Source organism: Geodermatophilus sp. SYSU D01186, from assembly GCF_054050215.1.
Genome location: NZ_JBJGYW010000003.1, coordinates 220,269 through 244,778, shown reverse-complemented (window position 1 = coordinate 244,778; position 24,510 = coordinate 220,269). Strand labels below are relative to the sequence as shown.

Sequence of the window (24,510 nt, the reverse complement as noted above, 5' to 3'; positions counted from 1 at the left end):
GCGCGGGACCCCCGGCAGGGCCGGCGGCACACTGGGCGGCATGCGCCCGCCCGCGACCGGGGACATGCCTCCCGCCCTGTACGAGCCGGTGGACGGCGGCTACCGCGCCACCGCGCTGACGATCGGGCCCTGGGACCCCGGGCTGCAGCACGCGGGCCCCCCGGCGGCGCTGCTGGCCCGCGAGGCGGAGGCGGCCGGCGGGATCCCCGACGCGCAGACCGTCCGGCTGGCCTTCGACATCCTCGGCCCCGTGCCGGTCGGCCCGGTCGCCGTCTCGGCGCGGGTGCTGCGGCCGGGCCGGCGGGTGGAGCTCGTCGAGTCCCGGCTCACCGCGGGCGACGACCGGCCGCTCATGCGGCTGACCGCCTGGCGGGTGCGCACCCGCGCCGCCGAGGGGACGCCGGAGCCCGCCGTCCCCCTGCCCGGGCCGGAGGAGAGCCGGCCGGAGACCGCCGACTTCTTCACCACCGACGTCGCCTACCACCGGGCGCTGGAGTGGCGGTTCGCGCACGGCTCGTTCAACGCGCCCGGCCCGGCCGCGGCCTGGACCCGCCCGCTGTGCGGCCTGGTGGCCGGCGAGCCGATGACGCCGCTGCAGCACCTGCTGGTGATGACCGACGCGGCCAGCGGCATCTCCGCCGTCCTGGACTGGACGACGGCCACGTTCGCCAACGTCGACCTCGGCCTGTCGCTGGTGCGCCCGCCGGCCGGCGAGTGGCTGGGCGTGGACGCCGTCACCACCCTCGGCCCGGCCGGTGCCGGCCAGTGCTTCGCCGACCTCTACGACGCCACCGGGCGGGTCGGCCGCTCCGCGCAGTCGCTGTTCGTCGAGCCGCGCTGACTGCCGGTCACGGTTGGCGTTCCCCGGCGGCGGCGACGACGCTGGGGGGCGATGGAACCACTGGACGCACTCCTGGACTGGCTCTCCGGCCGCGGGCTGGAGATCGTGCTCATCATCCTGGGGTCGGTGCTGCTGGCCCGGCTCGTGGCATGGGTGGGCACGAAGATCACCGACAGCATCGACGCCCGCTCCACCGGCGGCGACGTCCTGGTCAGGTCCGAGGCGGCCAAGCACCGGCACTCCCTGACCCAGGTGATCACCTGGACCCTCATCGTGCTGATCTACGCGATCGCCGCCTTCTTCGTGCTCGACCGCGCCGGCATCCCGATCGGCGGGCTGGTGGCGCCGGCGACCGTCCTCGGCGTCGGCCTGGGCTTCGGCGCCCAGCGGATCGTCGGCGACGTGCTCGCCGGGTTCTTCATCATCACCGAGCGGCAGTACGGCTTCGGCGACGTCGTCTCCATCCAGGTGGTCGGCGGCGGTGACGAGGCGACCGGCACCGTCGAGGACGTCACCCTGCGCATCACCCGGCTGCGCTCGCCCAACGGCGAGGTGGTCACGCTGCCGAACGGTCAGATCGTCAAGGTGGTCAACCTCTCCCGCGACTGGGCCCGCGCCGTGGTCGACATCCCGGTGCCCACGACCATGGACGTCAGCCGCGTCAACGACCTGCTGCACGAGGTGGGCGAGCAGGCCTTCGCCGACCCGGCGATGCGCCCGTTGCTGCTCGACGAGCCCAGCGTCATGGGCGTGGAGACCCTCGACCTCGAGCAGGTCAACGTCCGCATGGTGGCGCGCACGCTGCCCGGCAAGCAGTTCGAGGTCGGCCGTGACCTGCGCGCCCGTGTCGTCCTGGCCTTCCGCCGGGCGGGCCTGAACATGCCCGCGCCGACGTCCCACGTGGCCGCCGAGGACCTCTCCGCCTCCGCGGACGGCGCCCGGTGAGCCCCCGCCACTCCGGGGAGCACCCGACCCACGAGCTGCCGTCGGTGCGCACCGCCCCGCCCTCGGGCCTGCGCCGGTTCTGGGCGGCGGTGCCCCACCACCTCGGCCGCGCCCGCACCTCGACCGTCGTCCTGACGATCCTGTTCCTCGCCGTCGGCACGCTGTACCTCTACGTGAGGCCGCCGGTCACCGGGGTCGGCACCGTCCAGCAGCCCGTCAGCGACACCCAGCCCGCGCCGGCGCAGGAGCCGGCCCGGCCCGCCGAGCCCGCGCCGGCCCCCGAGACCCCGGAGCCGACCGGCACGACGGCCCCGACGCCGACCACGAGCCGCAGCACCGCGCCGACGACGACGGCGCCGCGGGAGACGGACTCGACCACGCCGCCGACCACGACCGGCGGCGGGGAGACCGCGGAGAGCACACCGGGAGAGCCGACGACGACCCGGGCACCGGCGTCCGAGCCGCCGGCCACCACCTCTCCGGAGCCGTGACGGCCGCCACCGCACGGCGGTCACCAGGCACCTCGCCGCACCAGGCCGGAGGCTCGCAGGGCAGGATCAGCACCCTGTGCCTCGGCGGACGAGGCACCCGTGGAGGGAGACAACCCGTGGCCATCCGATCCCTGACCCGGCGTGGACGGGTCGCCGTCGCGGCCGCCGCCGGCCTGACCCTCGCGCTCGCCGGCTGCGGGGACGACTCCGGCGACGATGCGGGCAGCGGTGGCGGGGGCGGCGGCGCCGCGGCGACCAGCGAGCCACTGCCCACCGTGGAGGCCGACGAGGCGCTCGCCGCCCGCGTGCCCGCGGCGATCGCCGAGGACGGCGTGATCAGCGTCGGCAGCGACACCAGCTACGCCCCCAGCGAGTTCATCGCCGAGGACGGCGAGACGATCGTCGGCTTCGACGTCGACCTGTTCACCCTCGTCGCGCAGAAGCTGGGCCTGGAGGCGCAGTTCCAGACCGCCGCCTTCGACTCGATCATCGCCGGCGTGGGCTCGGGGCGGTACGAGGTGGGCGTCTCGTCGTTCACGATCAACCCCGAGCGCCTGCAGCAGGCCAACATGATCAGCTACTACGAGGCCGGCACGCAGTGGTCGACCAAGGCCGGCAACCCCGACGGGGTCGACCCGGACGACGCCTGCGGGCTCACCATCGCCGTCCAGAAGGCCACCGTGCAGGTCGACGACATCACCGCCCGGTCGGAGGCCTGCGAGGCCGCCGGCGAGGACCCGATCACGATCAACCAGTACGACCTGCAGAGCGACGCCACCGCGGCGGTCGTCTCCGGCGCCGCGGCCGCGGGTCTGGCCGACTCCCCGGTCATGGCCTACGCCGTGCAGCAGACCAACGGCCAGCTCGAGCTGCTCGGCGACATCTACGACGCCGCGCCCTACGGCTACGTGGTCGCCCAGGACCAGGCCGACTTCGCCCAGGCCGTCGCCGACGCCGTCAAGGCCCTGATCGACGACGGCACCTACACCGAGGTGCTCTCCCGGTGGGGCGTCGAGGACGGCGCCATCGACGACCCGACGGTGAACCCCACCGTCGGCTGACCGGAGCACTCCGCCATGGCCGCCGAGGCCCCCGACACGACCAGCCGGCCGGCACCGCCCGAGCAGATCAGGGCGGTGCCGGTCCGGCACCCCGGCCGCTGGATCGCCGCCGTCGTCATCGCGGTGCTGGTGGCGATGTTCGTCCACATGCTGGCCACCAACCCGGTGTTCCAGTGGGACTTCATGCTCGACAACATGTTCACGCCCCCGGTCCTCCGCGGGGCGCGGACGACGCTGATCATGACCGTCCTCGCGATGGTCCTCGGCGTCCTGCTGGGCATCGTGCTGGCGGTCATGCGCCTGTCGCCCAACCCGATCGTCTCGGGCGCGGCGTGGGCCTACATCTGGGTCTTCCGGGCGATCCCGCGGATCGTCCTGCTGTTCTTCATCGCCAACCTCGGCGCCCTGTACGCGACCTACGACCTCGGCATCCCCTTCGACCGGCAGCTGATGGACCTCTTCGGGTTCGAGGGCGACCTGCGCTTCCTCGGCCTGGACGGCAACCAGATCTTCGCCGGCTTCACCGCGGGGCTGCTCGGCCTGGCGCTGTCGGAGGGCGCCTACATGGCCGAGATCGTGCGGGCCGGCATCCAGTCGGTCGACCCCGGCCAGGCGGAGGCGGCCAGCGCGCTGGGCCTCAGCCGCGGCAAGACGATGCGCCGGATCGTGCTGCCGCAGGCGATGCGGGTGATCATCCCGCCGACCGGCAACGAGACGATCGCGATGCTCAAGGACACCTCGCTGCTGCTCGCGGTGCCGGTGACCAGCGAGCTGAACTTCCAGCTGCGGGCCATCGGCAGCCGGACGTTCCAGATCATCCCGATGGCCGTGGCCTCGATCCTCTGGTACCTGGCGCTGACGAGCCTGCTCATGGTCGGCCAGTACTTCCTGGAGAAGCGGTTCAGCCGCGGCTTCGGCGCGCGGGAGACCCGGGCGCAGCGGGCGGCGCGGGAGGCGCGTGAGGTGGGGAGCTCGAAGTGACCGCGAACGGGCAGGCGATGGTGAAGGCCGAGGGTGTGCGGAAGTCCTTCGGCCACGTGGACGTGCTCAAGGGCATCGACCTGGAGGTCCGGCCGGGCGAGGTGGTCTGCGTCATCGGCCCGTCCGGCTCGGGGAAGTCGACGTTCCTGCGCTGCATCAACCACCTGGAGAAGATCGACGCCGGGCGGCTGTGGGTCGACGGCTCCCTCGTCGGCTACCGCGAGAGGGGCGGCAAGCTGCACGAGCTGCGCGACCGCGAGGTCGCCGCGCAGCGCCGCGACATCGGCATGGTGTTCCAGCGGTTCAACCTGTTCCCGCACAAGACGGCGCTGGAGAACGTGATCGAGGCGCCGACGCAGGTGAAGGGCGTGCGCAAGGAGGCCGCCCGGGCCCGCGGCATCGAGCTGCTCGAGCGGGTGGGCCTCGGCGAGCGGGTGCACAACTACCCGAACCAGCTCTCCGGCGGCCAGCAGCAGCGGGTGGCGATCGCCCGGGCGCTGGCGATGGAGCCCAAGCTGATGCTCTTCGACGAGCCGACCTCGGCGCTGGACCCGGAGCTGGTCGGCGAGGTCCTCGACGTCATGCGCGGCCTGGCCGAGTCGGGCATGACGATGGTCGTCGTCACCCACGAGATGGGCTTCGCCCGCGAGGTCGGCGACACCCTGGTCTTCATGGACGACGGCGTCGTCCTGGAGGCCGGGGACCCGAAGCAGGTGCTCACCGACCCGCAGCACCCCCGCTGCCGGGCGTTCCTCTCCAAGGTCCTCTAGGGGCGGGTCCTCCCGGCGCGGTCGGCCAGAGTGGCCACTTCGGCCGTTCCACGTGCGGCCGAAGTGGCCACTCTGGCCGTCAGAAGCGGGTCGCCACCGCGATGCCCGGCGCCCGGCCGACGTCGGCCAGCGCCGCGGCGGCGTCGTCCAGGGCCAGGTGGCGGGTGACCAGGCGCTGCGGGGCCAGCCGGCCGGCGGCGATGAGTCCGAGCAGCTCCGGATAGGCGTGCGCGGCCATGCCGTGGCTGCCCAGCACCTGCAGCTCGCGAGCGATGACCAGCTCCATGGGCACGGCCGGGCGGCCCTGCGCGGGAGGCAGCAACCCGACCTGCACGTGCCGTCCGCGCGGGCGCAGGCAGCGGACCGAGTTCTCGCAGGTGGCCGCCGCTCCCAGGGCGTCCAGCGACACGTGCGCGCCACCCCCGGTCAGCTCGGCGACCGTGGCCGCGACGTCCTCCGCCACCCCACCCGTCCCGCCGCCGTCCACCGTGTGCTCGGCACCCAGCGCGCGGGCGAGGTCCAGCGCCGCCGGGGAGACGTCGACGGCGACGACCCGGGCGCCGGCGGCCACCGCCACCTGCACCGCCGAGAGCCCGACGCCGCCGCAGCCGTGCACGGCGACCCACTCCCCGGCCCGCACCGCGGCGACCTGCACGACCGCGCGGAAGGCGGTGGCGTACCGGCAGCCCAGGCTCGCCGCGGTCACGTCGTCGAGCCCGTCGGGCAGCCCGACCAGGTTGACGTCGGCGGCGTCGAGGGCGACGTACTCCGCCAGCGACCCCCAGTGGGTGAAGCCGGGCTGCGTCTGGTGCGGGCAGACCTGGTGCTCCCCCGCGGCGCACTGCGGGCAGCGGCCGCAGGCGTTGACGAACGGCACGGTCACCCGGTCCCCGGCCCGCCACCGGCGCACGCCCGGCCCGACGGCCGCGACGGTGCCGGCCAGCTCGTGGCCGGGCACGTGCGGCAGGACGACGTCGGGGTCGTGGCCCTGCCAGGCGTGCCAGTCGCTGCGGCAGATGCCGCTCGCCCCCACCCGGACGACGACGCCACCGGGCGCCGGGTCGGGCACGGGCACCTCCTGCACGGTCAGCGGGCCGCCGAAGGACTCGAACACCAGTGCGCGCACGCGGGCAGCCTGCCGCACCGCCGGTCCAGGCCCGAGACGAGGCCGACAAGCGGCGGCCCGCGGTGATCGTGAGCAACGACCGCGCCAACGCCGCGGCCGCACGCTCGGGCCGTGGGGTGGTGACCGTCGTCCCGGTGACCAGCAACACGGCCCGCGTCTTCCCCTTCCAGACCGTGTCACCGGCTCGCGGGACCGGTTGCGCGTCGACTCGAAGGCCCAGGCCGAACGGGTGCGCTCCGTCGCGATCGAGCGCATCGGGCCGGCCCTGGGCCGCGTACCGGGCGAGCTGATGGCCGCGCTCGACGACGCCCTGCGCCTGCACCTCCAGCTGTAGCGGGGCCGGCCCGGGCACCGCCCACGTGCTGAGACGGGTGTTCCTCGTGGTGGAGTGGCTGCCTAGGATCGCGACTGGCTCACGAGAGGCAGTGGAAAGCACCTGGCTGGCTGCCCGGCAACCTCGACTCCGTCCGAGGTGCTCCAGGGGAAGAGCCGGCCCGACGGCGCCCGCCGCCGGGCAAGGACGGAGGTCCCCGTGCGCCGCGGGGTCTCCCGACGAGAGGAGACCGGCGCATGACCGACCCGCAGAGCTGGAGCTTCGAGACCCGGCAGATCCACGCCGGCACCAGCCCCGACCCGACGACCGGGGCCCGCGCGCTGCCGATCTACGCCACCACGAGCTACCAGTTCCGCGACGCCCAGCACGCCGCCGACCTGTTCGCGCTGGCCGAGATGGGCAACATCTACACGCGGATCATGAACCCGACGCAGGACGCGCTCGAGCAGCGCGTGGCATCTCTGGAGGGCGGCGTCGCGGCGCTCGCGGTCTCCAGCGGGCAGGCGGCGGAGACCCTCGCGATCCTCAACATCGCCGAGGCCGGCAGCCACGTCGTCGCCTCCGCCTCCCTGTACGGCGGCACCTACAACCTGCTGCACCACTCGCTGCCGAAGCTGGGCATCACCGTTTCCTTCGTCGAGGACCCCGACGACCCCGAGAACTGGCAGTCGCTGGTGCGGGAGAACACCAAGGCGTTCTACGCCGAGACCATCGGCAACCCGAAGGGCGACGTCCTCGACATCAGCGCGGTGGCGGAGATGGCGCACCGCAACGGCGTCCCGCTGATCGTCGACAACACCATCGCCACGCCGTACCTCATCCGCCCCATCGAGTTCGGCGCGGACGTCGTCGTCCACTCGGCGACGAAGTACCTCGGCGGGCACGGCACGGCGATCGCCGGCCTGATCGTCGACGCGGGCACCTTCGACTGGACCGGCGGGAAGTTCCCCGGCTTCACCGAGCCCGACCCGACCTACCACGGCGTGGTCTACGCCGACCTCGGTGCGCCGGCCTACGCGCTCAAGGCCCGGGTGCAGCTGCTGCGCGACCTCGGCCCGGCGATCTCGCCGTTCAACGCCTTCCTGGTGGTGCAGGGCATCGAGACGCTGTCGCTGCGCATGGAGCGGCACGTGGCCAACACCCAGCGGGTCGCGGAGTTCCTCGAGGCCCACGACGCCGTCGACCGGGTCAACTACCCGGGCCTGGCCTCCTCGCCGTGGCACGCGGCCCAGCAGAAGTACGCGCCGCGCGGCGCGGGCGCCGTCCTGACCTTCGAGCTGCACGGCGGCGTCGAGGCCGGCAAGCGGTTCGTCGACGCGCTGGAGCTGCACAGTCACGTGGCCAACATCGGCGACGTGCGCAGCCTGGTCATCCACCCGGCGTCGACGACGCACTCGCAGCTGACCCCGGAGGAGCAGCTGACCACCGGCGTCACCCCGGGCCTGGTGCGGCTGGCCGTCGGCCTCGAGGGCATCGACGACATCCTGGCCGACCTGGAGGCCGGCTTCCGCGCCGCGAAGGAGGCCTGATGGACGGCGGGGCCCCGGTCGGGCAGGTCGCTGCCCCCTGGGCCCCGCCGCACCCCGGTGGCTGGCGGGACGGCGACCCGGCCGGGGACCGGCGCTTCCTCGACCTGCCGGGGCCGTTCGCCCTGGAGCGCGGCGGGACCCTCCCCGCGGTGCGGGTCGCCTACGAGACGTGGGGCCGGCTGGACCCCGACGGCGGCAACGCCGTCCTCGTCGAGCACGCGCTCACCGGCGACAGCCACGTCGCCGGCCCGGCCGGGCCGGGGCACCCCACCCCGGGCTGGTGGGAGGGGCTGGTCGGCCCGGGCGCGCCGCTGGACACCGACCCGCTGTTCGTCGTCTGCGCCAACGTCCTCGGCGGCTGCCAGGGGACCACCGGCCCGTCGTCCACCGCACCGGACGGCGCCCCCTACGGGTCCCGCTTCCCGGCCGTCACCGTGTCCGACCAGGTGCGGGTGGAGGCGGCGGTCGCCGACGCCCTCGGCATCGGCCGGTGGACGGCGGTGCTCGGCGGCTCGATGGGCGGCATGCGGGCGCTGGAGTGGGCGGTCGCCCTGCCCGAGCGGGTCGGGGCGCTGCTGTTCCTGGCCTCCGGGGCCGTGGCGACCGCCGACCAGCTCGGCACCCAGACCACCCAGCAGGCGGCGATCCTCAGCGACCCCGCGTGGGCCGGCGGCGACTACCTCCCCGGCCCCGGCCCGGTCGCCGGCCTCGGCGTCGCCCGGCGGATCGCGCACCTGACCTACCGCAGCGCGCTGGAGCTCGACGCACGCTTCGGCACCACCGTCCAGGACGACGGCCGCTACGCCGTCGCCTCCTACCTCGACCACCACGCCGACAAGCTGGCCCGCCGCTTCGACGCCGGCAGCTACGTGGTGCTCACCGAGAGCATGAACCGGTGGGACGTCGGCCGCGGCCGGGGCGGGGTCGAGGCGGCCCTGTCGCGGGTCACCGCGCGCGCGGTGGTGGCCGGCGTCGACACCGACCGGCTCTACCCGCTCGCGCTGCAGCAGCAGGTGGCCGACGGCCTCGGCGTCCCCTTGCAGGTGATCCCGTCGCCGTACGGGCACGACGGCTTCCTCATCGAGATCGACGCCGTCGGCGCGCTGGTGCGGGAGCTGCTGGGCACCTGACGCGCCCGCCTCTCAGTCGGCGAAGTCGTCCCCCGGCACCGCGCCTGCGGGCGGCAGCGGCTGGCGGACCACCGGCCGCACCCGGCGCGCCGCGGGCAGTCTGTCGGTGTAGCTGGCGGCATTGCCGCGGATGTGGGCGAGGTCGTCGTCGGTCGCCTGGCGGATCACCTTCGCCGGGATGCCGGCGACCAGCGAGCCCGCCGGCACCTCGGTGCCCTGGGTGACGACCGCACCGGCGGCGACGATCGACCCGGACCCGATGTGCGAGCCGTTCATCACCACGCTGCCCATGCCGACCAGGACGTCGTCATCGACCCGGGCGCCGTGCAGCACCACGTTGTGGCCGACGGTGACGCCGCGGCCGATCACCAGGGGGAAGCCGGGATCGGAGTGCAGCGTGCAGCCGTCCTGCACGTTCGAGCCCTCGCCGATCTCGATGACCTCGTGGTCGGCCCGCGCGACCGCGCCGTACCAGATGCTCGATCGCGGGCCCATCGTCACGGCCCCGACGACGACCGCCGTCGGTGCGACGAAGGCCTCCTCGTCGATCTTGGGGGCGCCGAAGTCCAGCTGTGCGATGTAGTTCTCGGCCACGAGGGTCAGCACAGCACAGTGGGGCCGTGCGCGCAGCGTCCGGACGCACGGCAGACTCCACCGCATGGTCGCCGCGCTGCCGCCCCTGCCCACGTCCATCGTCGGGAGCCTCCCGCAGCCCGGCTGGCTGATCGACCACGACAAGCTGGCCCACCAGTTCCCCCCGCGGGTGCGCGCCAAGGAGCTGTGGCGGGTGGCCCCGGCCCAGCTGGAGGAGGCGCAGGACGACGCGACGCTGCTCGCCGTCCGTGCGCAGGAGGAGGCCGGGCTCGACATCCTGACCGACGGCGAGCAGCGCCGGGAGTCCTACTCCAACCACTTCGCCACCGCGCTGCACGGGGTGGACGTCGACGACCCGGGCACCGTGCTCAACCGCTCGGGGCAGCCGATCCCCGTGCCCCGCGTGGTCGGTGACATCACCCGCCGCGAGCCGATCCAGGCCCGCGACGTGCGGTTCCTGCGCGCGGCCACCGACCGGACGGTGAAGATCACGCTGCCGGGGCCGTTCACCATGGCCCAGCAGGCCCAGGACGACCACTACGGCGACGACCGGGCGCTCGCCCTGGCCTACGCCGACGTCGTCCGCGCGGAGATCGCCGACCTGTTCGCCGCCGGCGCCGACATCGTGCAGATCGACGAGCCGTGGCTGCAGGCGCGTCCCGAGGTCGCCCGCCGCTACGGCGCCGAGGCGGTCACCCGCGCCGTCGAGGGCGCCGCCGGGCCGGTGCACCTGCACCTGTGCTTCGGCTACGCCGCGATGGTCTCCGAGCGGCCGGAGGGCTACTCGTTCCTCCCCGAGCTGGCCGACACCCCGGTCGACGCGGTGTCGGTGGAGACCGCCCAGTCGCACCTGGACCCGGCCCAGCTGCGGCCGCTGCGCGGCAAGGGGATCGCCCTCGGCGTGCTGGACCTGTCGACCCCCGAGGTGGAGACGCCGCAGGTCGTCGCCGACCGCGTGCGCCGCGCGCTGGACGACGTCGACGTCGAGCGGCTGGTGCTCACCAGCGACTGCGGCCTCAAGTACCTGCCCCGCGCGTCGGCCGAGGGCAAGATGCGCGCCCTGGCCGATGCCGCCAGCCTGCTGCGCGCGGAGCTCTGACCGCGGGGCCCGCTGCCCGCCTCACACCAGTCCGTGGGCGTGCACCGCCTCGGCCACCTCGAGGAAGCCGGCGACGTTCGCGCCCAGGACGAGGTCGCCGGGCGAGCCGTACTCCTCGGCCGTGGCGGAGCAGCGGGCGTGGATGTCGCGCATGATCGCCTCCAGCCGCGCCTCGGTGTACTCGAAGGTCCAGCGGTCGCGGGAGGCGTTCTGCTGCATCTCCAGCGCCGAGGTCGCCACCCCGCCGGCGTTGGCCGCCTTGCCCGGGGCGAAGCCGATCCCGGCGTCGCGGAAGACCCGCACGGCCTCCGGCGTCGAGGGCATGTTCGCGCCCTCGACGACGTACCGGCACCCGTTGCGGGCGAGGACCGCGGCCGCGTCGCCGTCCAGCTCGTTCTGCGTCGCACTGGGGACGGCGATGTCGCAGGGGACGTCCCAGATGCGGCCGCCCGCGACGAACGACGCCGTCGCCACCCGCTCGGCGTAGTCGCTGATCCGCCCGCGCTCGACCTCCTTGACCTGCTTGAGGACCTCGAGGTCGAGGCCCTTCTCGTCGACGACGAAGCCGGTGGAGTCCGAGCAGGCCACGGCCGTACCGCCGAGCTGGTGCACCTTCTCGACGCCGTAGACCGCGACGTTGCCCGACCCGGACACGACGACCCGCTTGCCGTCGAGGGACTCCCCGCGGGCCCGGAGCATCTCGTCGGCGAAGAAGACCGCGCCGTAGCCGGTCGCCTCGGGGCGGACCAGCGAGCCGCCCCAGCCCAGGCCCTTGCCGGTGAGCACGCCGGACTCGTAGCGGTTGGTGATCCGCTTGTACTGCCCGAACAGGAAGCCGATCTCGCGGGCGCCGACGCCGATGTCACCGGCCGGCACGTCGGTGTACTCGCCCAGGTGCCGGTACAGCTCGGTCATGAACGACTGGCAGAAGCGCATGACCTCGGCGTCCGAACGGCCCTTGGGGTCGAAGTCGGAGCCGCCCTTGCCGCCGCCGATGGGCATGCCGGTGAGGGCGTTCTTGAAGACCTGCTCGAACCCGAGGAACTTGACGATGCCCAGGTCCACCGACGGGTGGAAGCGCAGGCCGCCCTTGTAGGGGCCCAGCGCGGAGTTGAACTCCACGCGGAAGCCGCGGTTGACGTGCACCTCGCCGCGGTCGTCCTGCCAGGGCACGCGGAAGATGATCTGCCGCTCCGGCTCGCAGATGCGCTGCACGGTCTTCATCTCGGCGTACTCGGAGTGCCGGTCCAGGACGACGGCGAGGGACTCCAGGACCTCGCGCACCGCCTGGTGGAACTCCGTCTCGCCGCGGTTGCGCCGCAGCACCTCGTCGTAGATCGCCTGCACCGTCGCAGGAACCTCGCCGCTCACCGCTGCCTCCTCCGGTCGCCGTCCGACCCCCGCACGCTACGGAGACGGTCGGGCGCTCCGGACGGCGGCCCCCGGCGTCAGGCCTCGAGCTCGCTGAGCACCCGCGGCACCTCCGGCGGCAGCTCCCGGGCCAGGAAGCCCAGCCGGCCCACCGACGCGGCCAGCCGCTCGCCGGCCCGCCCGTGCAGGAAGGAGGCCCACACCGCGGCCTGCTCCGGCGGGGCACCGCGGGCCAGCAGCCCGGCGGTGATGCCGGCCCGCACGTCGCCGGCCCCGGACACCCCGAGGCCGGCCAGACCGCTGTCGTCCTGCCACAGCCGGCCGTCGGGCGCGGCGACCCAGGACGTCGCGCCGCCCAGCCCGACCACCCCGCGCGTCCGGCCGGCGAGCTCGGTGGCGGCACCGGCCGGGTCGTCGTCCACCTGCTCCTCGTCGACGTGCAGCGCGATGGCGATCTCGGTCGGGTTGGGGGTCAGCACCACCCGGCCCTCGAGGTGCCGCAGGCAGGCGTCGTCGGCCGTCACGCAGGCCAGCCCGAGGGCGTCGAGGGTCAGGCACCCGCGCACGCCGGACAGGAGCCGCTCCCCGAAGCCGCGGGCCTCCTCCGTGTCGGCCATGCCGGGGCCGATCAGGACGGCGTCCGCGGCCTCGACGAGCTCGCGGACCGAGTCGGCGGCACCGGCCCGGACGGCGCCGCCCCGGGTCTCGGGCAGGGCGCACACGCGCGCCTCGGGGAGGGCCGTGGCGACGAAGGGGGCCAGGGACGCCACGGTGGCCACCTGCAGCTTGCCCGCCCCGGCGCGCATGGCCCCGTGCGCGGCGAGCAGCACCGCGCCCGGCGTCTCGGTGCTGCCGCCGATGACCAGGACGGAGCCGCGGGCGTTCTTGCCGCCGGTCGGCTCGGGCAGCGGCCACCCGCGCAGCAGCTCGGGGCCGATGCGGGTGGGGTCAGGGCCGCGGTGCGGCATCGGGCTCCTCGGTGACCGGCTCGGCCTCGGCGGTGAGGTGGTCGACCTCGTTGAACGCCGCCAGCCGCAGGGAGCCGTCGGCGTCCATCTCGTACCGGGTCAGCGAGGCGTTGGCCACCCGGTGGTCGCGGTCGACGGCCAGCAGCTCCTGCTCGGTCAGCTCCTCGAGCACGTAGCGGAACACCATGATCACCGCCTGGTGGGCGACGACGAGGAGCCGGTCGCAGTCGTGCCGCAGCGCCTCGGTCGCCAGCAGGCTGCGCAGCCGCAGCGCGACGTCCGCCCAGCTCTCGCCGCCCGGTGGCCGGTAGTAGAACTTGCCGAGCAGGTCTCGCCGGTCGGCCTCCTCCGGGTGGTGCTCGCGGATGCCCGCGCCGGTCATGCCGTCGAAGGCGCCGAAGTCCCGCTCCCGCAGCCGCTCGTCGGTGCGCACGCGCACGCCCAGGCCGGCCGTCGCCAGCCGCGCCGTGGTGAGGGCGCGGGCGAAGGGGGAGCTGAGCGCCGCGGTGGGCCGCTGCTCCGCCGGCAGCGCGGCCAGGTGACGCCCGAGGGCCTCCGCCTGCGCCCGGCCGGTGTCCGACAGCGGGACGTCGGGGTCGCGGATGTCGAGGTCCAGCCGGCCGGCCCCGGCCTCCTGGGCCCGCGCGTCGGCGACGTTGCCCATGCTCTCGCCGTGCCGGACCAGCCACAGCACCGCCGGTCCGGGGCCCTGGTCACCCATCCCGCCTCCTCGGGTCGCGCCGCCCGGCCGCAGCGCCCGGGATCCCGCCTCTAGCCGCCCGGCGGAGCGGCCAAACCGCCGACCGGCGTGCGGGCACTGGACGGCGGCGCCGGGCCGGCCCGAGGATCGCCGCCGTGACGCTGCCGACCGACCTGCCGGTTCGGGCCTTCCCCGACCAGTCCGCGCTGGAGGAGTGGCTGGACGCCGAGCACGCCACGGCCCCGGGGCTCTACGTGAAGCTCGCCAAGAAGGGCGCCGGGGTGCCGTCGGTGACCTACGCCGAACTCGTCGAGTCGGTGCTGTGCTTCGGCTGGATCGACGGCCGGTCCAACCGGCTCGACGACGACTTCTACCTCCAGCGCATCACCCCGCGCCGGGCGCGCAGCATCTGGTCGCAGAAGAACGTCGCGGCGGTCGAGGCGCTGACCGCGGCCGGGCGGATGCGCCCGGCCGGGCTGGCGGCCGTGGCGGCGGCGCAGGCCGACGGGCGCTGGGAGCGGGCCTACGCCGGGCCGGCCACCGCGACGGTGCCCGACGACCTGGCCGCCGCGCTCGCCGCGGTCCCCGCGGCCCAGGAGCAGTTCGCCGCGCTGGACCGGGCCAACCGCTACGCCGTCCTGCACCGGGTCACCACCGCCGCGACGTCCGCGACCCGGGCGCGGCGCATCGCCACGCTGGTGCAGATGCTCGCCGAGGGCCGGCGGCCGCACTGAGGCCGGGGGGCCGACTCAGAGGATGCGGCGCGCTCCGGCGTAGCCGCGCTGGTCGACGGTGGTGACGGCGACCGGCTGCCCGAAGGTCCGGGCGTGCACCATCTTGCCGTCGCCGATGTAGATGCCCACGTGGCTGACCGGCGAGTAGAAGTAGACGATGTCGCCCGGCTGGAGCTGGGCGCGGGGGACCTCGGTGCCCATCTGCGACTGCGACCGGCTGGAGTGCGGCAGCGAGACCCCCGCCGCCTGGTAGGCGAAGCTGGTCAGGCCGGAGCAGTCGAACCCCTCGGGGCCGGACGCGCCCCACACGTAGGGCTTGCCCAGCTGGGCCAGCGCCGCCCGGATGACCGCGCCGACGGCCTCGCTGGGCGCGGCGGCCACCACCGCGGCGGTGGAGGGCGCCGCGAGGGCCGGGCCGGCCAGCCGTGCCGTGACCGCGGCCTGCTCCTCCTCCGACAGCCGCTCGAAGTCGGCCTCGTAGGCGTCGACGCGGGCCTGCACGTCGGCCTTCTGGCGCTCCAGCTCGGCGAGGGCCGCGGTGGCCTGGGCCGCGGCGGCGTCCGCCTGGGCCTGCGCCTCCTGGGCCGCGTCCTGCGCCGCGGCCACCTCGGTGAGCAGCCCCTCGGTGTGGCTGGCGATGAGGTCCAGCGTCGTCATCTGCTGGACGACGTCGGCGGCGGAGTCACCGGTGAGGAAGGCGGCGACCCGCGACTGCGAGTGGCTGGTCCAGCCGCTCTGCGCGAAGGCCCGCAGCTGCGGCTCGTACCGGGCGACCTCGGCGTGCGCCTGCTCGGCGGTCTGCGCGGCCGCGGCGGCCACCTGCTGCTGCTCGGCGACGAGGAGCTGCGCCGAGTGCACCTGCTCGTCGAGGTCGGTCAGCTGCTGGCCGGTCTCCTCCACCAGGCGGGCGGCGTCCGCGGCGGTGGTCGGCGTGGCGCCGGCGGTGGCGGGGGCCAGCACGACCGCCGCGGCGGCGCCCACGGAGAGGGTGGCTCCGAACCAGCGTCGCCTCGTCGTCCGGTTGCGCTGCATCGCCGGCCCCCTCTCGCCACGCCCCGCCCCGGGAAGTGGGCGGTGTTCCTCGCGCGTCTGTACGCACGGTAAGGAGGGCATGTCGACGTGTAGGGGGCGCCGCGCGGGCCGCAGGGCCGGGGTCGCGACTCATGCGTCACACCGGCACCAGCAGGCCCCCGCGTCCCGCCGCGGCGTCGGACCTGTCAGCAGGAGGGGCTAGCGGGACGGCGGTGTCCTCGCCGCGGCGGTGAGGACGGCGATCACGGCGCGGCAGCTACCGCCGGCGGGGTCCGGCCGCCCCGGACGGGTGCCGGTCGGGCGCCAGGGGGACCAACCGGTCGGCGACGGCGCCGGTGACGAACGAGTAGAGGGCCTTGCCGCCGAGGTCGACGACCTGGTCGCGTCGGGACCAGGTCCACGGCGGCGCGCCGACGCCGGTGGCGTTCTCCAGCGTCTGGTCGGTGGCCAGCCGCACGGAGGTGTGCCAGGCCGACGCCCGCCAGCCGCGCAGGCCGCTGGCCGACCAGATGCCGCGCAGGGCGCCGACGAGGGCGCCGGTGCCCCAGTGCATGAGGTGGTTGCGCACCGGCGGGCGCGCGGAGCCCGGCAGCCGGCGGCGGGTGGTCAGCGCGGTGAGGGTGCGGGCCGGCACGTAGGAGTCCGGCCGGTGCGTGAACGACTGCTCGACCTTCTCACCGAGCGTCATGGCTGCGGTGCCGGCCAGCCCGGCCAGGGCACCGCGGAGGGCAGCTCGTCCCAGCATGGGGCGGCCCTACCCCAGAGGCCGCGCACCAACCGGCGCGCGGCTCCGGAGCTCAGCAGTCCCTGGCGTTCAGCCGGCGAGGGGCTCCTGGGCGTCGATCCCGGAGACCATCTCGAGGTCGCGCAGGATGGCGCCGAGCTCGTCGGCCGTCCAGGGCTCGCAGCAGTCGCAGTCGTCGCGGTAGCTCGCCAGGCCGAGCAGACCGGCGGCCTGGTCCTCGGCGATGGTGAGGTGACCGGCGGAGGGGTGCCGGTGGCAGGAGCAGGCGGCGGCGCACAGCCCGAGACCCCAGCCGGAGACGACGACGGTGTCGCCGTCGTCCCAGAGCTGACCGACCTGGAACACCGACGGCTTCTGACCTCGTGCCACGGGACCTCCCCCTCACCGGCCCCGGTGTGTGCGCGGGGCCTGTCTGTGGCCGGGACGAGGAAGACGTCCGAGCCACGTTTCGACTGTTGCGCGGGGTGGTACTGGCGGTGGTTGCGTCCGTGCGTCCATCCCGACAGGACTCACGGTATTTGGGTGTTTGCAGAACGTCACGGTCACGATCCGCCAACGATGTGACGGAACGGTTGGCACTCGACCACCCACCGTGGCGAGGTGTCGGCGCGCCGCGCCGCGATGACCGTCCTGGCGCGGCCCTCAGCCGGCCGTGGCCACGCGCCGCTTCCGCCCCCGGTCCGCTCCTCCCTCGCTGGCGCTCGGTCGATGCTCCCGGCGGCGTCAGCTGGCGGGCGACACGCTGCTCATGTTGAAGTCCGGCACCCGCACCGGCGGCATCGCCGCTCGCGTGAACCAGTCGTTCCACTCCCGCGGGAGGGTCCGCTCGGTGCGACCGGCCTCGGTGATGCGGGCCAGGAGGTCGACCGGCGACTCGTTGAACCGGAAGTTGTTCACCGCGCCGGTCACCTCGCCGCCCTCGACGAGGAAGACGCCGTCGCGGGTCAGCCCGGTGAGCAGCAGCGTCTGCGGGTCGACCTCGCGGATGTACCAGAGCGTGGTCAGCAGCAGGCCGCGGTCGGTGGCGGCCACCATCTCCTCCTGGGTGGCGGTCGCCCCGGGCAGCTCGAGCACGAGGTTGTCGACGGCGGCGGTCGCCGGCGCCGTCGTCTTCAGGGCCCACGCCCGCGGGCGGATGAGGTTGCTGAGGACGCCGCCGGAGATCCAGTCGACCGCCGGCGTCGCCATCCCGTTGTCGAAGACCGACGCCGACCCCGACGACCCGCTGACCACCTGGAACGGAGCGGCCTCCAGGCCCGGCTCGAACGGGTTGCTGCGCAGCGTCAGCGGCAGGGCCGCCAGCCGCTCCCCCACCCGGTTGCCGCCGCCGGCCTTGGCGTAGACGTTGCGCCCCTCGTCGGCGTCGCGGGCCTCCATCGTCCAGTAGGCGTAGATCATCAGGTCGCTGACCGCGGACGGCGGCAGCAGCGTCTCGTACCGGCCGGCCGGGAGCTCCACCCGGCGCCGCGACCAGCCGAGCTTGCGCTCCACCTCCGCGGCCAGCGCCGCCACCGAGACGTCGGCGAAGTCCCGGGTGCCGGTGCCGGCCCAGACCGAGCGGCTCATGTCGGCGCTCTTGCCGTTGAGCTCCACCCGCCCGGTGGGCTGGTCGTGCCGCAGCCGCAACCCGGTCGAGGTGCCCAGGTAGGTGGTCGCCATCGCGTGCTCGGCGTAGCCGAACAGCAGCTCGTCGCGGCCGCGCGCCTCACCGAAGGCCTGCCCGAGGGCGGGGGCGAAGTCGGCGAACACGCCGATCGAGGTCTCGGCCGGGTCGGCGTCCCAGTCCCCGGCGCCCGGCGGCGTCTCCGACACCAGCGGCACGGCGTCCTCGGCCGGCCCCGCGTCACGGGCGGCCTGCTCGCTGGCCGCGACCAGCTCCGCGACGTCCGGGTTGCCGGTGCGGGCCACGGTGCCGGTCGCCATCCCGGCCCCGCCGTCCACGAACGAGACGACGACGACCTGCCGCGAGCGCATCGACCCGTTGGTGGTCAGGCTGTTGCCCGCCCAGCGCAGGTTGGCCTGCGAGCTCTCCACCACGAAGGCGACCTGCCCGTCGGCGGTGGAGGCGGCCAGCGCCTTCTCGACGACGTCCTGCGGGGTCGAGGAGCTCATCGGCCGGCCTCCTGCACCGTGTTGAGGATGTTCACGTTCTCGAACAGGGCGACGGGGCAGCCGTGGCTGACCGGGGCCACCTGACCGGGCTGGCCCTTGCCGCAGTTGAGGGCACCGCCGAGCACGTGGGTCTGCGGCCCGCCGACGACGGCCATCGACCCCCAGAACTCCGTCGTCGTCGCCTGGTAGGCCACGTCGCGGAGCTGCCCGGCCAGGCGGCCGTTCTCGATCCGGTAGAACCGCTGGCCGGTGAACTGGAAGTTGTACCGCTGCATGTCGATCGACCAGCTCTTGTCGCCGACGACGTAGATGCCCCGCTCGACGCCGGCGATGACCTCCTCGGTCGAGGGGCCGCCGGGCGCCGGCTGCAGCGAGACGTTGGCCATCCGCTGGATCGGCACGTGCTGGGAGGAGTCGGCGAAGGCGCAGCCGTTGGACCGCGGGAGCCCGCGCAGGCGCGCCATGTTGCGGTCGACCTGGTAGCCGACGAGGACGCCGTCCCGCACGATGTCCCAGCTCTGCCCGGCCACGCCCTCGTCGTCCCAGCCGACCGTGGACAGCCCGTGGGCGGCGGTGCGGTCGCCGGTGACGTGCATGATCGGCGAGCCGTACTGCAGCGAGCCGAGCTTGTCGACGGTGGCGAACGAGGTGCCGGCGTAGGCGGCCTCGTAGCCGAGCGCGCGGTCGAGCTCCGTGGCGTGGCCGATCGACTCGTGGATGGTCAGCCACAGGTTCGACGGGTCCACCACCAGGTCGTACCGGCCCGCCTGCACCGACGGCGCCTTGGTCTTCTCCCGCAGCAGCTCGGGGATCTCGGCCAACTCGCCGCGCCAGTCCCAGCCGGTCCCGGTCAGGTACTCCCAGCCCCGCCCCACCGGCGGCGCGAGGGTGCGCATGCTCTCGAACGCCCCGGTGGACCGGTCGACGGTGAGCGCGGTGAGGTCGGGGTGGATGCGCACCCGCTGCTGGCGGGTCCGGGTGCCGGCGGTGTCGGCGTAGTACTTCTGCTCCTTCACCGCCGTGCAGCCGGTCTGCACGTGCTCGACGCCGTCGGCGGCCAGCAGCCGCTCGGACAGCTCGGTCAGCAGCCCGGTCTTCTCGGCGTCGGGCACCGTGAACGGGTCGACGTCGTAGTCGGAGACGTACACGGCGTCGGCGTACACCGGCTCGGGGGCGAGCTCGACGCGGTCGCTGTTCACCGCGGCGGACACCTGCGCCACCGCGACGGCCTCCTCGGCCAGCCGCACGGCCTCCGCGGCGGTGAGGACGACGCCGGCGGCGAAGCCCCAGGTGCCCTCGTGGACCACGCGCACGGCCAGCCCGAGGTCCTCCCCGTCGGCCAGGGACTCCAGGCGGGCGTCGCGCAGGCTGATCGACTGGGTGCGGACCCGCTCGACCCGCAGGTCGGCGTGCTCGCACCCCAGGTCGAGCGCACGGGTGAGCGCCGCGTCGGTCAGCGCGGAGAGCGGGAGGGCGAGGAAGGACGCGTCCACGTCGCGGGAGGCAGCCACCCGCCCTGTCTACCAGCCGGGGCGGACGGCCTCCCCTCCGTCGAGCTCCCGCCGCACGCACCGGGTCCTGCGGACCCCTGGCGATCGAGCGCTGGTGGCCACGAGCACGCAGGCCTGTCGGCTCCTCGGGCACCCGGCGTCACCCGCGAGGCGGCGGGGTAGTCGAGGGCCATGGCCACTCCCCCGCCGTCCTCCGCCGGCGACGTCACCCTCACCTTCGGCGGGAACGCCACCACGCTGCTGCGCATCGGCGCGTTCACCCTGCTGACCGACCCGAACTTCCTGCACCGCGGGCAGCGCGCCTACCTCGGCAAGGGGCTGTGGACCAAGCGGCTCACCGACCCCGCGCTGCTGCCCGCCCAGCTGCCGCAGCTGGACTCGATCCTGCTGTCGCACCTGCACGCCGACCACTGGGACCGCATCGCCACCGGCACCCTCGACAAGGACACCCCCGTGGTGACCACGCAGGCGGCCGCCGCCGCGCTGGGCCGGCGCGGCTTCCGGGCCACCCTCGACCTGCGGCCCTGGCAGCGGCACGAGCTGACCCGGGACGGCGAGACGTTGCGGATCACCTCGGTGCCCGGCGTCCACGGGCCCGGGCCGCTGGCGAAGGTGCTGCCGCCGGTGATGGGCAGCGTGCTGGAGCTGGTGCGCGGCGGCGAGGTGAGCTGGCGGGGCTACGTCAGCGGCGACACGATCTTCCGCCCCTGGCTCGGCGAGGTGCTGCAGCGCTGCGGCCCGCTCGACGTGCTCATCCCGCACCTGGGCGGCACCAAGGCCCTCGGCGTCACGGTCACGATGGACGGCCGGCAGGGCGCCGACCTCGTCGAGCTGCTGAAGCCGCCGGTCACCGTGCCGATCCACTTCGACGACTACGACCGCTTCCGGTCTCCGCTGGGCGACTTCGTCCGCGAGGTGGCGGCCCGGCGCGCCCCGGGCGAGCTGCGCACCGTGACCCGCGGCGAGACCATCTCCCTCCGGCCGTAGCGGAGGCGCCGTAGCGGAGGCCCACAGCGCAGGAAACGTGCACGCTCAGCCTCCGCTGAGGCGGGCCGCGCGCTCGGCGACCTCGGCCCGCAGCGCCTCGGCGTCCACCGTGGTGCAGGCGCCGTCGCGCACCACCTGCCGGCCGCCCACCCAGGTGTCGCGCACCAGCCGGGAGGCGCCGGACCAGACCAGGTGGGTGAGCACGTCCTCGACGTCCCCCACCGGCTCGAACAGCAGGTCACGGGTGTCGACGTGCACGAGGTCGGCCTGCCGCCCGACGGCGAGCTGCCCCAGGTCGGGCCGGCCGATGGCGTCGGCGGCGGCACCGGTGGCCAGCCAGAACGCCTCGGCCGCGGTCAGTGCGGTGGCCGAACGCTCCCGCAGCCGGGCCAGCTGCGCGGCCAGCCGGACGTCGGCCAGCAGGTCCAGCCCGTCGTTGGACGCCGGCCCGTCGGTGCCGAGCCCGACCCGGATGCCGCGGTCGAGCATCGCCCGGACCGGCGCGATGCCGCTGGCCAGCTTCGCGTTGCTGGCCGGGCAGTGCGCGACGGCGACGTCGTACTCGCGCCACAGCTCCAGGTCGCCCTCGTCGAGGTGCACGCAGTGGGCGGCGAGCACCCGGCCACCGAGGACGTCGTGGGCGGCCAGCAGCGCGGGTGTCGAGAGCCCGTGGGCGGCCAGCAGGTCGGCGTCCTCGACGACGGTCTCGGCCACGTGCAGGTGCAGCAGCAGGCCGTGCTCGCGTGCGGCGGCCGCGGCGTCGCGCAGCACCGGCAGGGGGAGCGTGTAGGCCGCGTGCGGCCCGATGCCGTACTCGATGGCGCCGTCGTGCGGGGCGCCGGCGGCGAGGTCCACCGCGTGGGCCAGCTGCTCGGCCGGCGGCGGCATCCCGGGCAGCGGGATGAGCGGGGTCGCGACCACGGCCCGCGCCCCGGTCCGGCCGACCGCGGCGGCGATCCGCTCGGGCGAGAAGTACATCTCCACGCTCGTGGTGACCCCGCCTCGCAGCATCTCCGCCGAGGCCGCGGTCATCGCGACCTCGACGTCCTCGGGGGTGAGCCGGGCCTCCCGCGGCCAGATGACCTCGCGCAGCCAGCGCTCCAGCGGCAGCCCCTCGGCCTGGCCGCGGAACAGCACCATCGGCGCGTGCGAGTGGACGTTGACCAGCCCCGGCGTCAGCACTCCCGGCAGGGCGACGACCTCGGCGTCCCCGGCGGGCGGGGCGTCCGCCGCCGCGCCGACCCAGGCGATCGTGCCGTCGTCGACGTCGACCACCGCGTCGGGGACCACCGTGCCGGCCCGGTCCCCCACGACGACGGCCCGGGCGGTGAAGCGCTGGCGCATGGGTGGCGAAGCTACCCCTGCCGTCCCGGCCCTCCCGTGACCGCGCCGTTACCGTGGAGCCATGTCGTTCCTCGCCGCCGCCTCCTCCGACCAGGGCGGCATCACCGGCTTCCTGCTCGACATGGTGGAGAAGCTGGGGCCGGTGGGCGTGGGCCTGTCCATCCTGCTCGAGACGGTCATCCCGCCGATCCCGAGCGAGGCCGTGCTCGGTGCGGCCGGCGTGCTGATCAACGAGGGCCGGATGACGATCGTCCCGGTGGTCCTGTGCGCCACGCTCGGGTCGGTCCTCGGGGCGATCTTCTTCTACTACGTCGGCCGGGCACTCGGGCCGCGCCGCTCGCACGCGTTCCTCGACCGCCTGCCACTGGTGGAGACCGCGGACGTCGACAGGACCTTCGCCTGGTTCGAGCGGCACGGGCGCTCGGCGGTGTTCTTCGGCCGCATGGTGCCGATCGTGCGCAGCTTCATCTCCGTGCCGGCCGGTGTCGTGCGGATGCCGTTCGGCCAGTTCCTGCTCTTCACCGCCGGCGGCAGCCTGATCTGGAACAGCGTGCTCATCGGGCTGGGCGTGGCGGCCGGCGACTTCGTCCGCGACAACCTCAAGTACCTGGACTACGCCGTCGTCGCCGCCGTCACCGTGGGGCTGGCCTGGCTGGTCTACAAGCGGGCCAAGGACGTCCGCCGGCACCGCCGCACCCGCGCCGCTGCCGGTCGGACCACCACCGCCGACCGCCCGGCGACCGAGCCCTCGACGACGGCCCCGGCCGACGACGCCGACCGGCGCGAGGCGTGAGCGCTCCCCTCCGCCGTCCGGACGTCGTCGCCTTCGACGTCAACGAGACCCTGCTCGACCTGGCCCCCGTGCGGGCCGCCCTGGTGGAGCTCGGCCAGCCCGCCGACCTGCTCGGCACCGTCTTCGCGCGCACCCTGCTCACCGGCTTCGCCACCGCGGCGGCCGGCACCTGGTGCCGCTTCCGGGACGCCTTCGACGCGGCCCTCGCCCAGGTCAGCGACCTCCCCGACGGCGACCGCACGCGGGTCGCCGAGGCGTTCCTCGAGCTGGCACCGCACCCGGACGTCGAGCCCGCGCTGCGCCGGCTCACCGCCGCGGGCGTGCGGGTGGTGACCCTCACCCACGGCTCGCCGGGCGTCGCCGAGGCCGGGCTCGAGCGCGGTGGGGTGGGGGCGCTGGTGGAGCGCTCGCTGTCCAGCGAGGTCATCCGCGCCTGGAAGCCCGCCCGCGAGGTGTACCTGTGGGCGGCCGGCGTCTGCGACGTGGCCCCGGAGCGGATGGCGTTGGTCGCCGCCCACGCGTGGGACGTGCACGGGGCGCTGCGGGCGGGCCTGTCCGCCGCCTGGTTCCCGCGCACCGAGCGGGCCTACCCCGGGGTGTACGACCCGGCCGCGCTCGTCGCCGAGGACGTCACCGGCGCCGTGGACGCGCTGCTCGCCCTCCCCGCATGACCGACCTGCCCACCCCGCTCGGCCCGGCCCGGGTCACCACCACCGAACCGGCCGACGGCACCCTCGGCACCCTCGTGCTGGGCCACGGCGCCGGCGGCGGCATCGAGTCCGCCGACCTGCTGGCCGTCACCACCTCCGCCGCGGCGGCCGGCTGGCGGGTGCTGCGCGTCGAGCAGCCCTGGCGGGTCGCGGGGAAGCGGATCGCGCCGGCGCCGGCCCGGCTCGACCTCGCCTGGACCGCCGTCCTCGACGCGCTGCGGTACGGCGGCCGGCTGACCGGGCCCCTGGTGCTGGGCGGCCGCAGCGCCGGGGCGCGGGTGGCCTGCCGGACGGCGGCGGCGCAGGAGGCCGCGGCGGTGCTGTGTCTGGCGTTCCCGCTGCACCCGCCGGGCAGGCCCGAGAAGAGCCGCGCCGGGGAACTGACCGCGGTCGAGGTGCCGCTGGTCGTGGTGCAGGGCGAGCGGGACGCGTTCGGCGGCCCCGAGGACGTCGCCGCCGTCCTGTCCGGCCGGGCCGGCGCCTCGGTCTACGCCGTGCCCGGCGACCACGCGCTCAAGGCGGCGCCGGACGTCGTCGCCGCGGCGGCCGTGGACGGCCTGGGCGGGGTCGCCGGCTGACCTCGCCGGCGACCCCACCCGACG

The 24,510-nt window shown here is 75.0% G+C and carries 26 protein-coding genes, 1 pseudogene and 1 riboswitch; of the genes and pseudogenes, 16 read left to right on the top strand and 11 right to left on the bottom strand.

What is annotated here, in order from left to right; all coding sequences use genetic code 11:
- The first annotated feature begins 40 nt into the window (after positions 1 to 40).
- From ACI784_RS03910 to ACI784_RS03885, 6 genes are all read left to right on the top strand, one after another.
- A complete protein-coding gene (locus ACI784_RS03910; protein WP_456922049.1) occupies positions 41 to 841 on the top strand; it encodes a thioesterase family protein in 801 nt (266 codons plus the stop codon).
- A 51-nt stretch (positions 842 to 892) separates the two neighbouring features.
- Complete coding sequence (locus ACI784_RS03905) at positions 893 to 1,786, top strand: mechanosensitive ion channel family protein (RefSeq protein ID WP_456922048.1); 894 nt, start codon at positions 893 to 895, stop codon at positions 1,784 to 1,786.
- Positions 1,783 to 2,277 carry a hypothetical protein gene (locus ACI784_RS03900; protein WP_456922047.1) on the top strand — a complete coding sequence of 165 codons (495 nt, stop codon included), beginning with the start codon at positions 1,783 to 1,785 and terminating at the stop codon, positions 2,275 to 2,277. The genes ACI784_RS03905 and ACI784_RS03900 overlap by 4 nt, the downstream gene beginning before the upstream one ends.
- A gap of 116 nt (positions 2,278 to 2,393) precedes the next feature.
- A complete protein-coding gene (locus ACI784_RS03895; protein ID WP_456922046.1) occupies positions 2,394 to 3,338 on the top strand; it encodes an ABC transporter substrate-binding protein in 945 nt (314 codons plus the stop codon).
- A gap of 15 nt (positions 3,339 to 3,353) precedes the next feature.
- A complete protein-coding gene (locus ACI784_RS03890; protein WP_456922045.1) occupies positions 3,354 to 4,319 on the top strand; it encodes an amino acid ABC transporter permease in 966 nt (321 codons plus the stop codon).
- The gene (locus ACI784_RS03885) at positions 4,316 to 5,089 is read left to right on the top strand and encodes an amino acid ABC transporter ATP-binding protein (protein ID WP_456922044.1); all 774 of its coding nucleotides are present in this window, start codon (positions 4,316 to 4,318) and stop codon (positions 5,087 to 5,089) included. Before ACI784_RS03890 ends, ACI784_RS03885 begins: the two co-directional genes overlap by 4 nt.
- 79 nt (positions 5,090 to 5,168) lie before the next feature.
- Here ACI784_RS03885 and ACI784_RS03880 read toward each other — a convergent pair whose 3' ends face one another.
- The gene (locus ACI784_RS03880) at positions 5,169 to 6,215 is read right to left on the bottom strand and encodes a zinc-binding dehydrogenase (RefSeq protein WP_457012548.1); all 1,047 of its coding nucleotides are present in this window, start codon (positions 6,213 to 6,215) and stop codon (positions 5,169 to 5,171) included.
- On the opposite strand from ACI784_RS03880, the pseudogene ACI784_RS03875 reads away from it, so the two are divergent.
- The 4 genes and pseudogenes from ACI784_RS03875 to metX all read left to right on the top strand — a co-directional run.
- Positions 6,206 to 6,328: pseudogene (locus ACI784_RS03875) on the top strand (hypothetical protein); the annotation flags it as partial. The gene ACI784_RS03880 and the pseudogene ACI784_RS03875 sit on opposite strands and share 10 nt — an antisense overlap.
- Before the next feature lie 83 nt (positions 6,329 to 6,411).
- A complete protein-coding gene (locus tag ACI784_RS03870; RefSeq protein WP_457012556.1) occupies positions 6,412 to 6,549 on the top strand; it encodes a hypothetical protein in 138 nt (45 codons plus the stop codon).
- A 77-nt stretch (positions 6,550 to 6,626) separates the two neighbouring features.
- Positions 6,627 to 6,742, top strand: a riboswitch (SAM riboswitch).
- Between the two features lie 43 nt (positions 6,743 to 6,785).
- Entirely contained in the window at positions 6,786 to 8,078 is a 1,293-nt protein-coding gene (locus ACI784_RS03865; RefSeq protein WP_456922042.1) for a bifunctional o-acetylhomoserine/o-acetylserine sulfhydrylase, read from the top strand.
- Positions 8,078 to 9,208 (top strand): homoserine O-acetyltransferase MetX, encoded by a 1,131-nt coding sequence (gene metX, locus ACI784_RS03860; protein ID WP_456922041.1) that lies wholly within the window; start codon positions 8,078 to 8,080, stop codon positions 9,206 to 9,208. Before ACI784_RS03865 ends, metX begins: the two co-directional genes overlap by 1 nt.
- Positions 9,209 to 9,220: 12 nt before the next feature.
- On the opposite strand, the gene ACI784_RS03855 is transcribed toward metX, so the two are convergent.
- Entirely contained in the window at positions 9,221 to 9,802 is a 582-nt protein-coding gene (locus ACI784_RS03855) for a gamma carbonic anhydrase family protein (protein WP_456922040.1), read from the bottom strand.
- Between the two features lie 64 nt (positions 9,803 to 9,866).
- Between ACI784_RS03855 and ACI784_RS03850 the strand changes: the two genes are divergently transcribed.
- A complete protein-coding gene (locus ACI784_RS03850; protein ID WP_457012547.1) occupies positions 9,867 to 10,901 on the top strand; it encodes a uroporphyrinogen decarboxylase family protein in 1,035 nt (344 codons plus the stop codon).
- Positions 10,902 to 10,922: 21 nt separating this feature from the next.
- Here ACI784_RS03850 and gdhA read toward each other — a convergent pair whose 3' ends face one another.
- From gdhA to ACI784_RS03835, 3 genes are all read right to left on the bottom strand, one after another.
- Positions 10,923 to 12,272 carry an NADP-specific glutamate dehydrogenase gene (gdhA, locus tag ACI784_RS03845; RefSeq protein ID WP_456922038.1) on the bottom strand — a complete coding sequence of 450 codons (1,350 nt, stop codon included), beginning with the start codon at positions 12,270 to 12,272 and terminating at the stop codon, positions 10,923 to 10,925.
- 77 nt (positions 12,273 to 12,349) lie between these two features.
- On the bottom strand, positions 12,350 to 13,240 hold the full coding sequence (locus tag ACI784_RS03840; protein WP_457012546.1) for an NAD(P)H-hydrate dehydratase: 891 nt from the start codon (positions 13,238 to 13,240) through the stop codon (positions 12,350 to 12,352).
- On the bottom strand, positions 13,221 to 13,961 hold the full coding sequence (locus ACI784_RS03835; protein ID WP_456922036.1) for a histidine phosphatase family protein: 741 nt from the start codon (positions 13,959 to 13,961) through the stop codon (positions 13,221 to 13,223). Before ACI784_RS03835 ends, ACI784_RS03840 begins: the two co-directional genes overlap by 20 nt.
- A 134-nt stretch (positions 13,962 to 14,095) precedes the next feature.
- On the opposite strand from ACI784_RS03835, the gene ACI784_RS03830 reads away from it, so the two are divergent.
- A complete protein-coding gene (locus tag ACI784_RS03830; protein WP_456922035.1) occupies positions 14,096 to 14,674 on the top strand; it encodes a YdeI/OmpD-associated family protein in 579 nt (192 codons plus the stop codon).
- Between the two features lie 15 nt (positions 14,675 to 14,689).
- On the opposite strand, the gene ACI784_RS03825 is transcribed toward ACI784_RS03830, so the two are convergent.
- The 5 genes from ACI784_RS03825 to ACI784_RS03805 form a co-directional block, all read right to left on the bottom strand.
- Positions 14,690 to 15,706 (bottom strand): C40 family peptidase, encoded by a 1,017-nt coding sequence (locus ACI784_RS03825; protein WP_457012545.1) that lies wholly within the window; start codon positions 15,704 to 15,706, stop codon positions 14,690 to 14,692.
- A 256-nt stretch (positions 15,707 to 15,962) separates the two neighbouring features.
- Positions 15,963 to 16,451, bottom strand: a complete 489-nt coding sequence (locus tag ACI784_RS03820) for a hypothetical protein (RefSeq protein ID WP_456922033.1) — start codon at positions 16,449 to 16,451, stop codon at positions 15,963 to 15,965.
- Between the two features lie 69 nt (positions 16,452 to 16,520).
- The gene (locus ACI784_RS03815; RefSeq protein ID WP_456922032.1) at positions 16,521 to 16,820 is read right to left on the bottom strand and encodes a hypothetical protein; all 300 of its coding nucleotides are present in this window, start codon (positions 16,818 to 16,820) and stop codon (positions 16,521 to 16,523) included.
- A gap of 354 nt (positions 16,821 to 17,174) precedes the next feature.
- Complete coding sequence (locus ACI784_RS03810; RefSeq protein WP_456922031.1) at positions 17,175 to 18,563, bottom strand: metallopeptidase TldD-related protein; 1,389 nt, start codon at positions 18,561 to 18,563, stop codon at positions 17,175 to 17,177.
- The gene (locus ACI784_RS03805) at positions 18,560 to 20,074 is read right to left on the bottom strand and encodes a TldD/PmbA family protein (RefSeq protein ID WP_457012544.1); all 1,515 of its coding nucleotides are present in this window, start codon (positions 20,072 to 20,074) and stop codon (positions 18,560 to 18,562) included. Before ACI784_RS03805 ends, ACI784_RS03810 begins: the two co-directional genes overlap by 4 nt.
- Positions 20,075 to 20,245: 171 nt before the next feature.
- On the opposite strand from ACI784_RS03805, the gene ACI784_RS03800 reads away from it, so the two are divergent.
- The gene (locus tag ACI784_RS03800; protein ID WP_457012543.1) at positions 20,246 to 21,061 is read left to right on the top strand and encodes an MBL fold metallo-hydrolase; all 816 of its coding nucleotides are present in this window, start codon (positions 20,246 to 20,248) and stop codon (positions 21,059 to 21,061) included.
- 45 nt (positions 21,062 to 21,106) lie between these two features.
- Here the strand turns inward: ACI784_RS03800 and ACI784_RS03795 are convergent, their stop codons facing one another.
- Positions 21,107 to 22,405, bottom strand: a complete 1,299-nt coding sequence (locus ACI784_RS03795; RefSeq protein ID WP_457012542.1) for an amidohydrolase family protein — start codon at positions 22,403 to 22,405, stop codon at positions 21,107 to 21,109.
- A 61-nt stretch (positions 22,406 to 22,466) separates the two neighbouring features.
- Between ACI784_RS03795 and ACI784_RS03790 the strand changes: the two genes are divergently transcribed.
- The 3 genes from ACI784_RS03790 to ACI784_RS03780 are packed head-to-tail and all read left to right on the top strand — an operon-like array spanning position 22,467 to position 24,486.
- Positions 22,467 to 23,198, top strand: a complete 732-nt coding sequence (locus tag ACI784_RS03790; RefSeq protein ID WP_457012541.1) for a DedA family protein — start codon at positions 22,467 to 22,469, stop codon at positions 23,196 to 23,198.
- Entirely contained in the window at positions 23,195 to 23,869 is a 675-nt protein-coding gene (locus tag ACI784_RS03785; RefSeq protein ID WP_456922026.1) for an HAD-IA family hydrolase, read from the top strand. The genes ACI784_RS03790 and ACI784_RS03785 overlap by 4 nt, the downstream gene beginning before the upstream one ends.
- Positions 23,866 to 24,486, top strand: coding sequence for an alpha/beta hydrolase family protein (locus ACI784_RS03780; RefSeq protein WP_456922025.1), 621 nt, complete (start codon positions 23,866 to 23,868; stop codon positions 24,484 to 24,486). Before ACI784_RS03785 ends, ACI784_RS03780 begins: the two co-directional genes overlap by 4 nt.
- Positions 24,487 to 24,510 lie beyond the last annotated feature (24 nt).

Excerpts from the sequence above, each read along its gene's own strand:
- ACI784_RS03910 (WP_456922049.1), top strand. The coding sequence starts at position 41 with ATGCGCCCGCCCGCGACCGGGGACATGCCTCCCGCCCTGTACGAGCCG.
- ACI784_RS03905 (WP_456922048.1), top strand. The coding sequence starts at position 893 with ATGGAACCACTGGACGCACTCCTGGACTGGCTCTCCGGCCGCGGGCTG.
- ACI784_RS03890 (WP_456922045.1), top strand. The coding sequence starts at position 3,354 with ATGGCCGCCGAGGCCCCCGACACGACCAGCCGGCCGGCACCGCCCGAG.
- ACI784_RS03865 (WP_456922042.1), top strand. The coding sequence starts at position 6,786 with ATGACCGACCCGCAGAGCTGGAGCTTCGAGACCCGGCAGATCCACGCC.
- metX (WP_456922041.1), top strand. The coding sequence starts at position 8,078 with ATGGACGGCGGGGCCCCGGTCGGGCAGGTCGCTGCCCCCTGGGCCCCG.
- ACI784_RS03850 (WP_457012547.1), top strand. The coding sequence starts at position 9,867 with ATGGTCGCCGCGCTGCCGCCCCTGCCCACGTCCATCGTCGGGAGCCTC.
- ACI784_RS03840 (WP_457012546.1), bottom strand. The coding sequence starts at position 13,240 with ATGCCGCACCGCGGCCCTGACCCCACCCGCATCGGCCCCGAGCTGCTG.
- ACI784_RS03835 (WP_456922036.1), bottom strand. The coding sequence starts at position 13,961 with ATGGGTGACCAGGGCCCCGGACCGGCGGTGCTGTGGCTGGTCCGGCAC.
- ACI784_RS03825 (WP_457012545.1), bottom strand. The coding sequence starts at position 15,706 with ATGCAGCGCAACCGGACGACGAGGCGACGCTGGTTCGGAGCCACCCTC.
- ACI784_RS03820 (WP_456922033.1), bottom strand. The coding sequence starts at position 16,451 with ATGCTGGGACGAGCTGCCCTCCGCGGTGCCCTGGCCGGGCTGGCCGGC.
- ACI784_RS03810 (WP_456922031.1), bottom strand. The coding sequence starts at position 18,563 with ATGAGCTCCTCGACCCCGCAGGACGTCGTCGAGAAGGCGCTGGCCGCC.
- ACI784_RS03800 (WP_457012543.1), top strand. The coding sequence starts at position 20,246 with ATGGCCACTCCCCCGCCGTCCTCCGCCGGCGACGTCACCCTCACCTTC.
- ACI784_RS03795 (WP_457012542.1), bottom strand. The coding sequence starts at position 22,405 with ATGCGCCAGCGCTTCACCGCCCGGGCCGTCGTCGTGGGGGACCGGGCC.
- ACI784_RS03790 (WP_457012541.1), top strand. The coding sequence starts at position 22,467 with ATGTCGTTCCTCGCCGCCGCCTCCTCCGACCAGGGCGGCATCACCGGC.
- ACI784_RS03780 (WP_456922025.1), top strand. The coding sequence starts at position 23,866 with ATGACCGACCTGCCCACCCCGCTCGGCCCGGCCCGGGTCACCACCACC.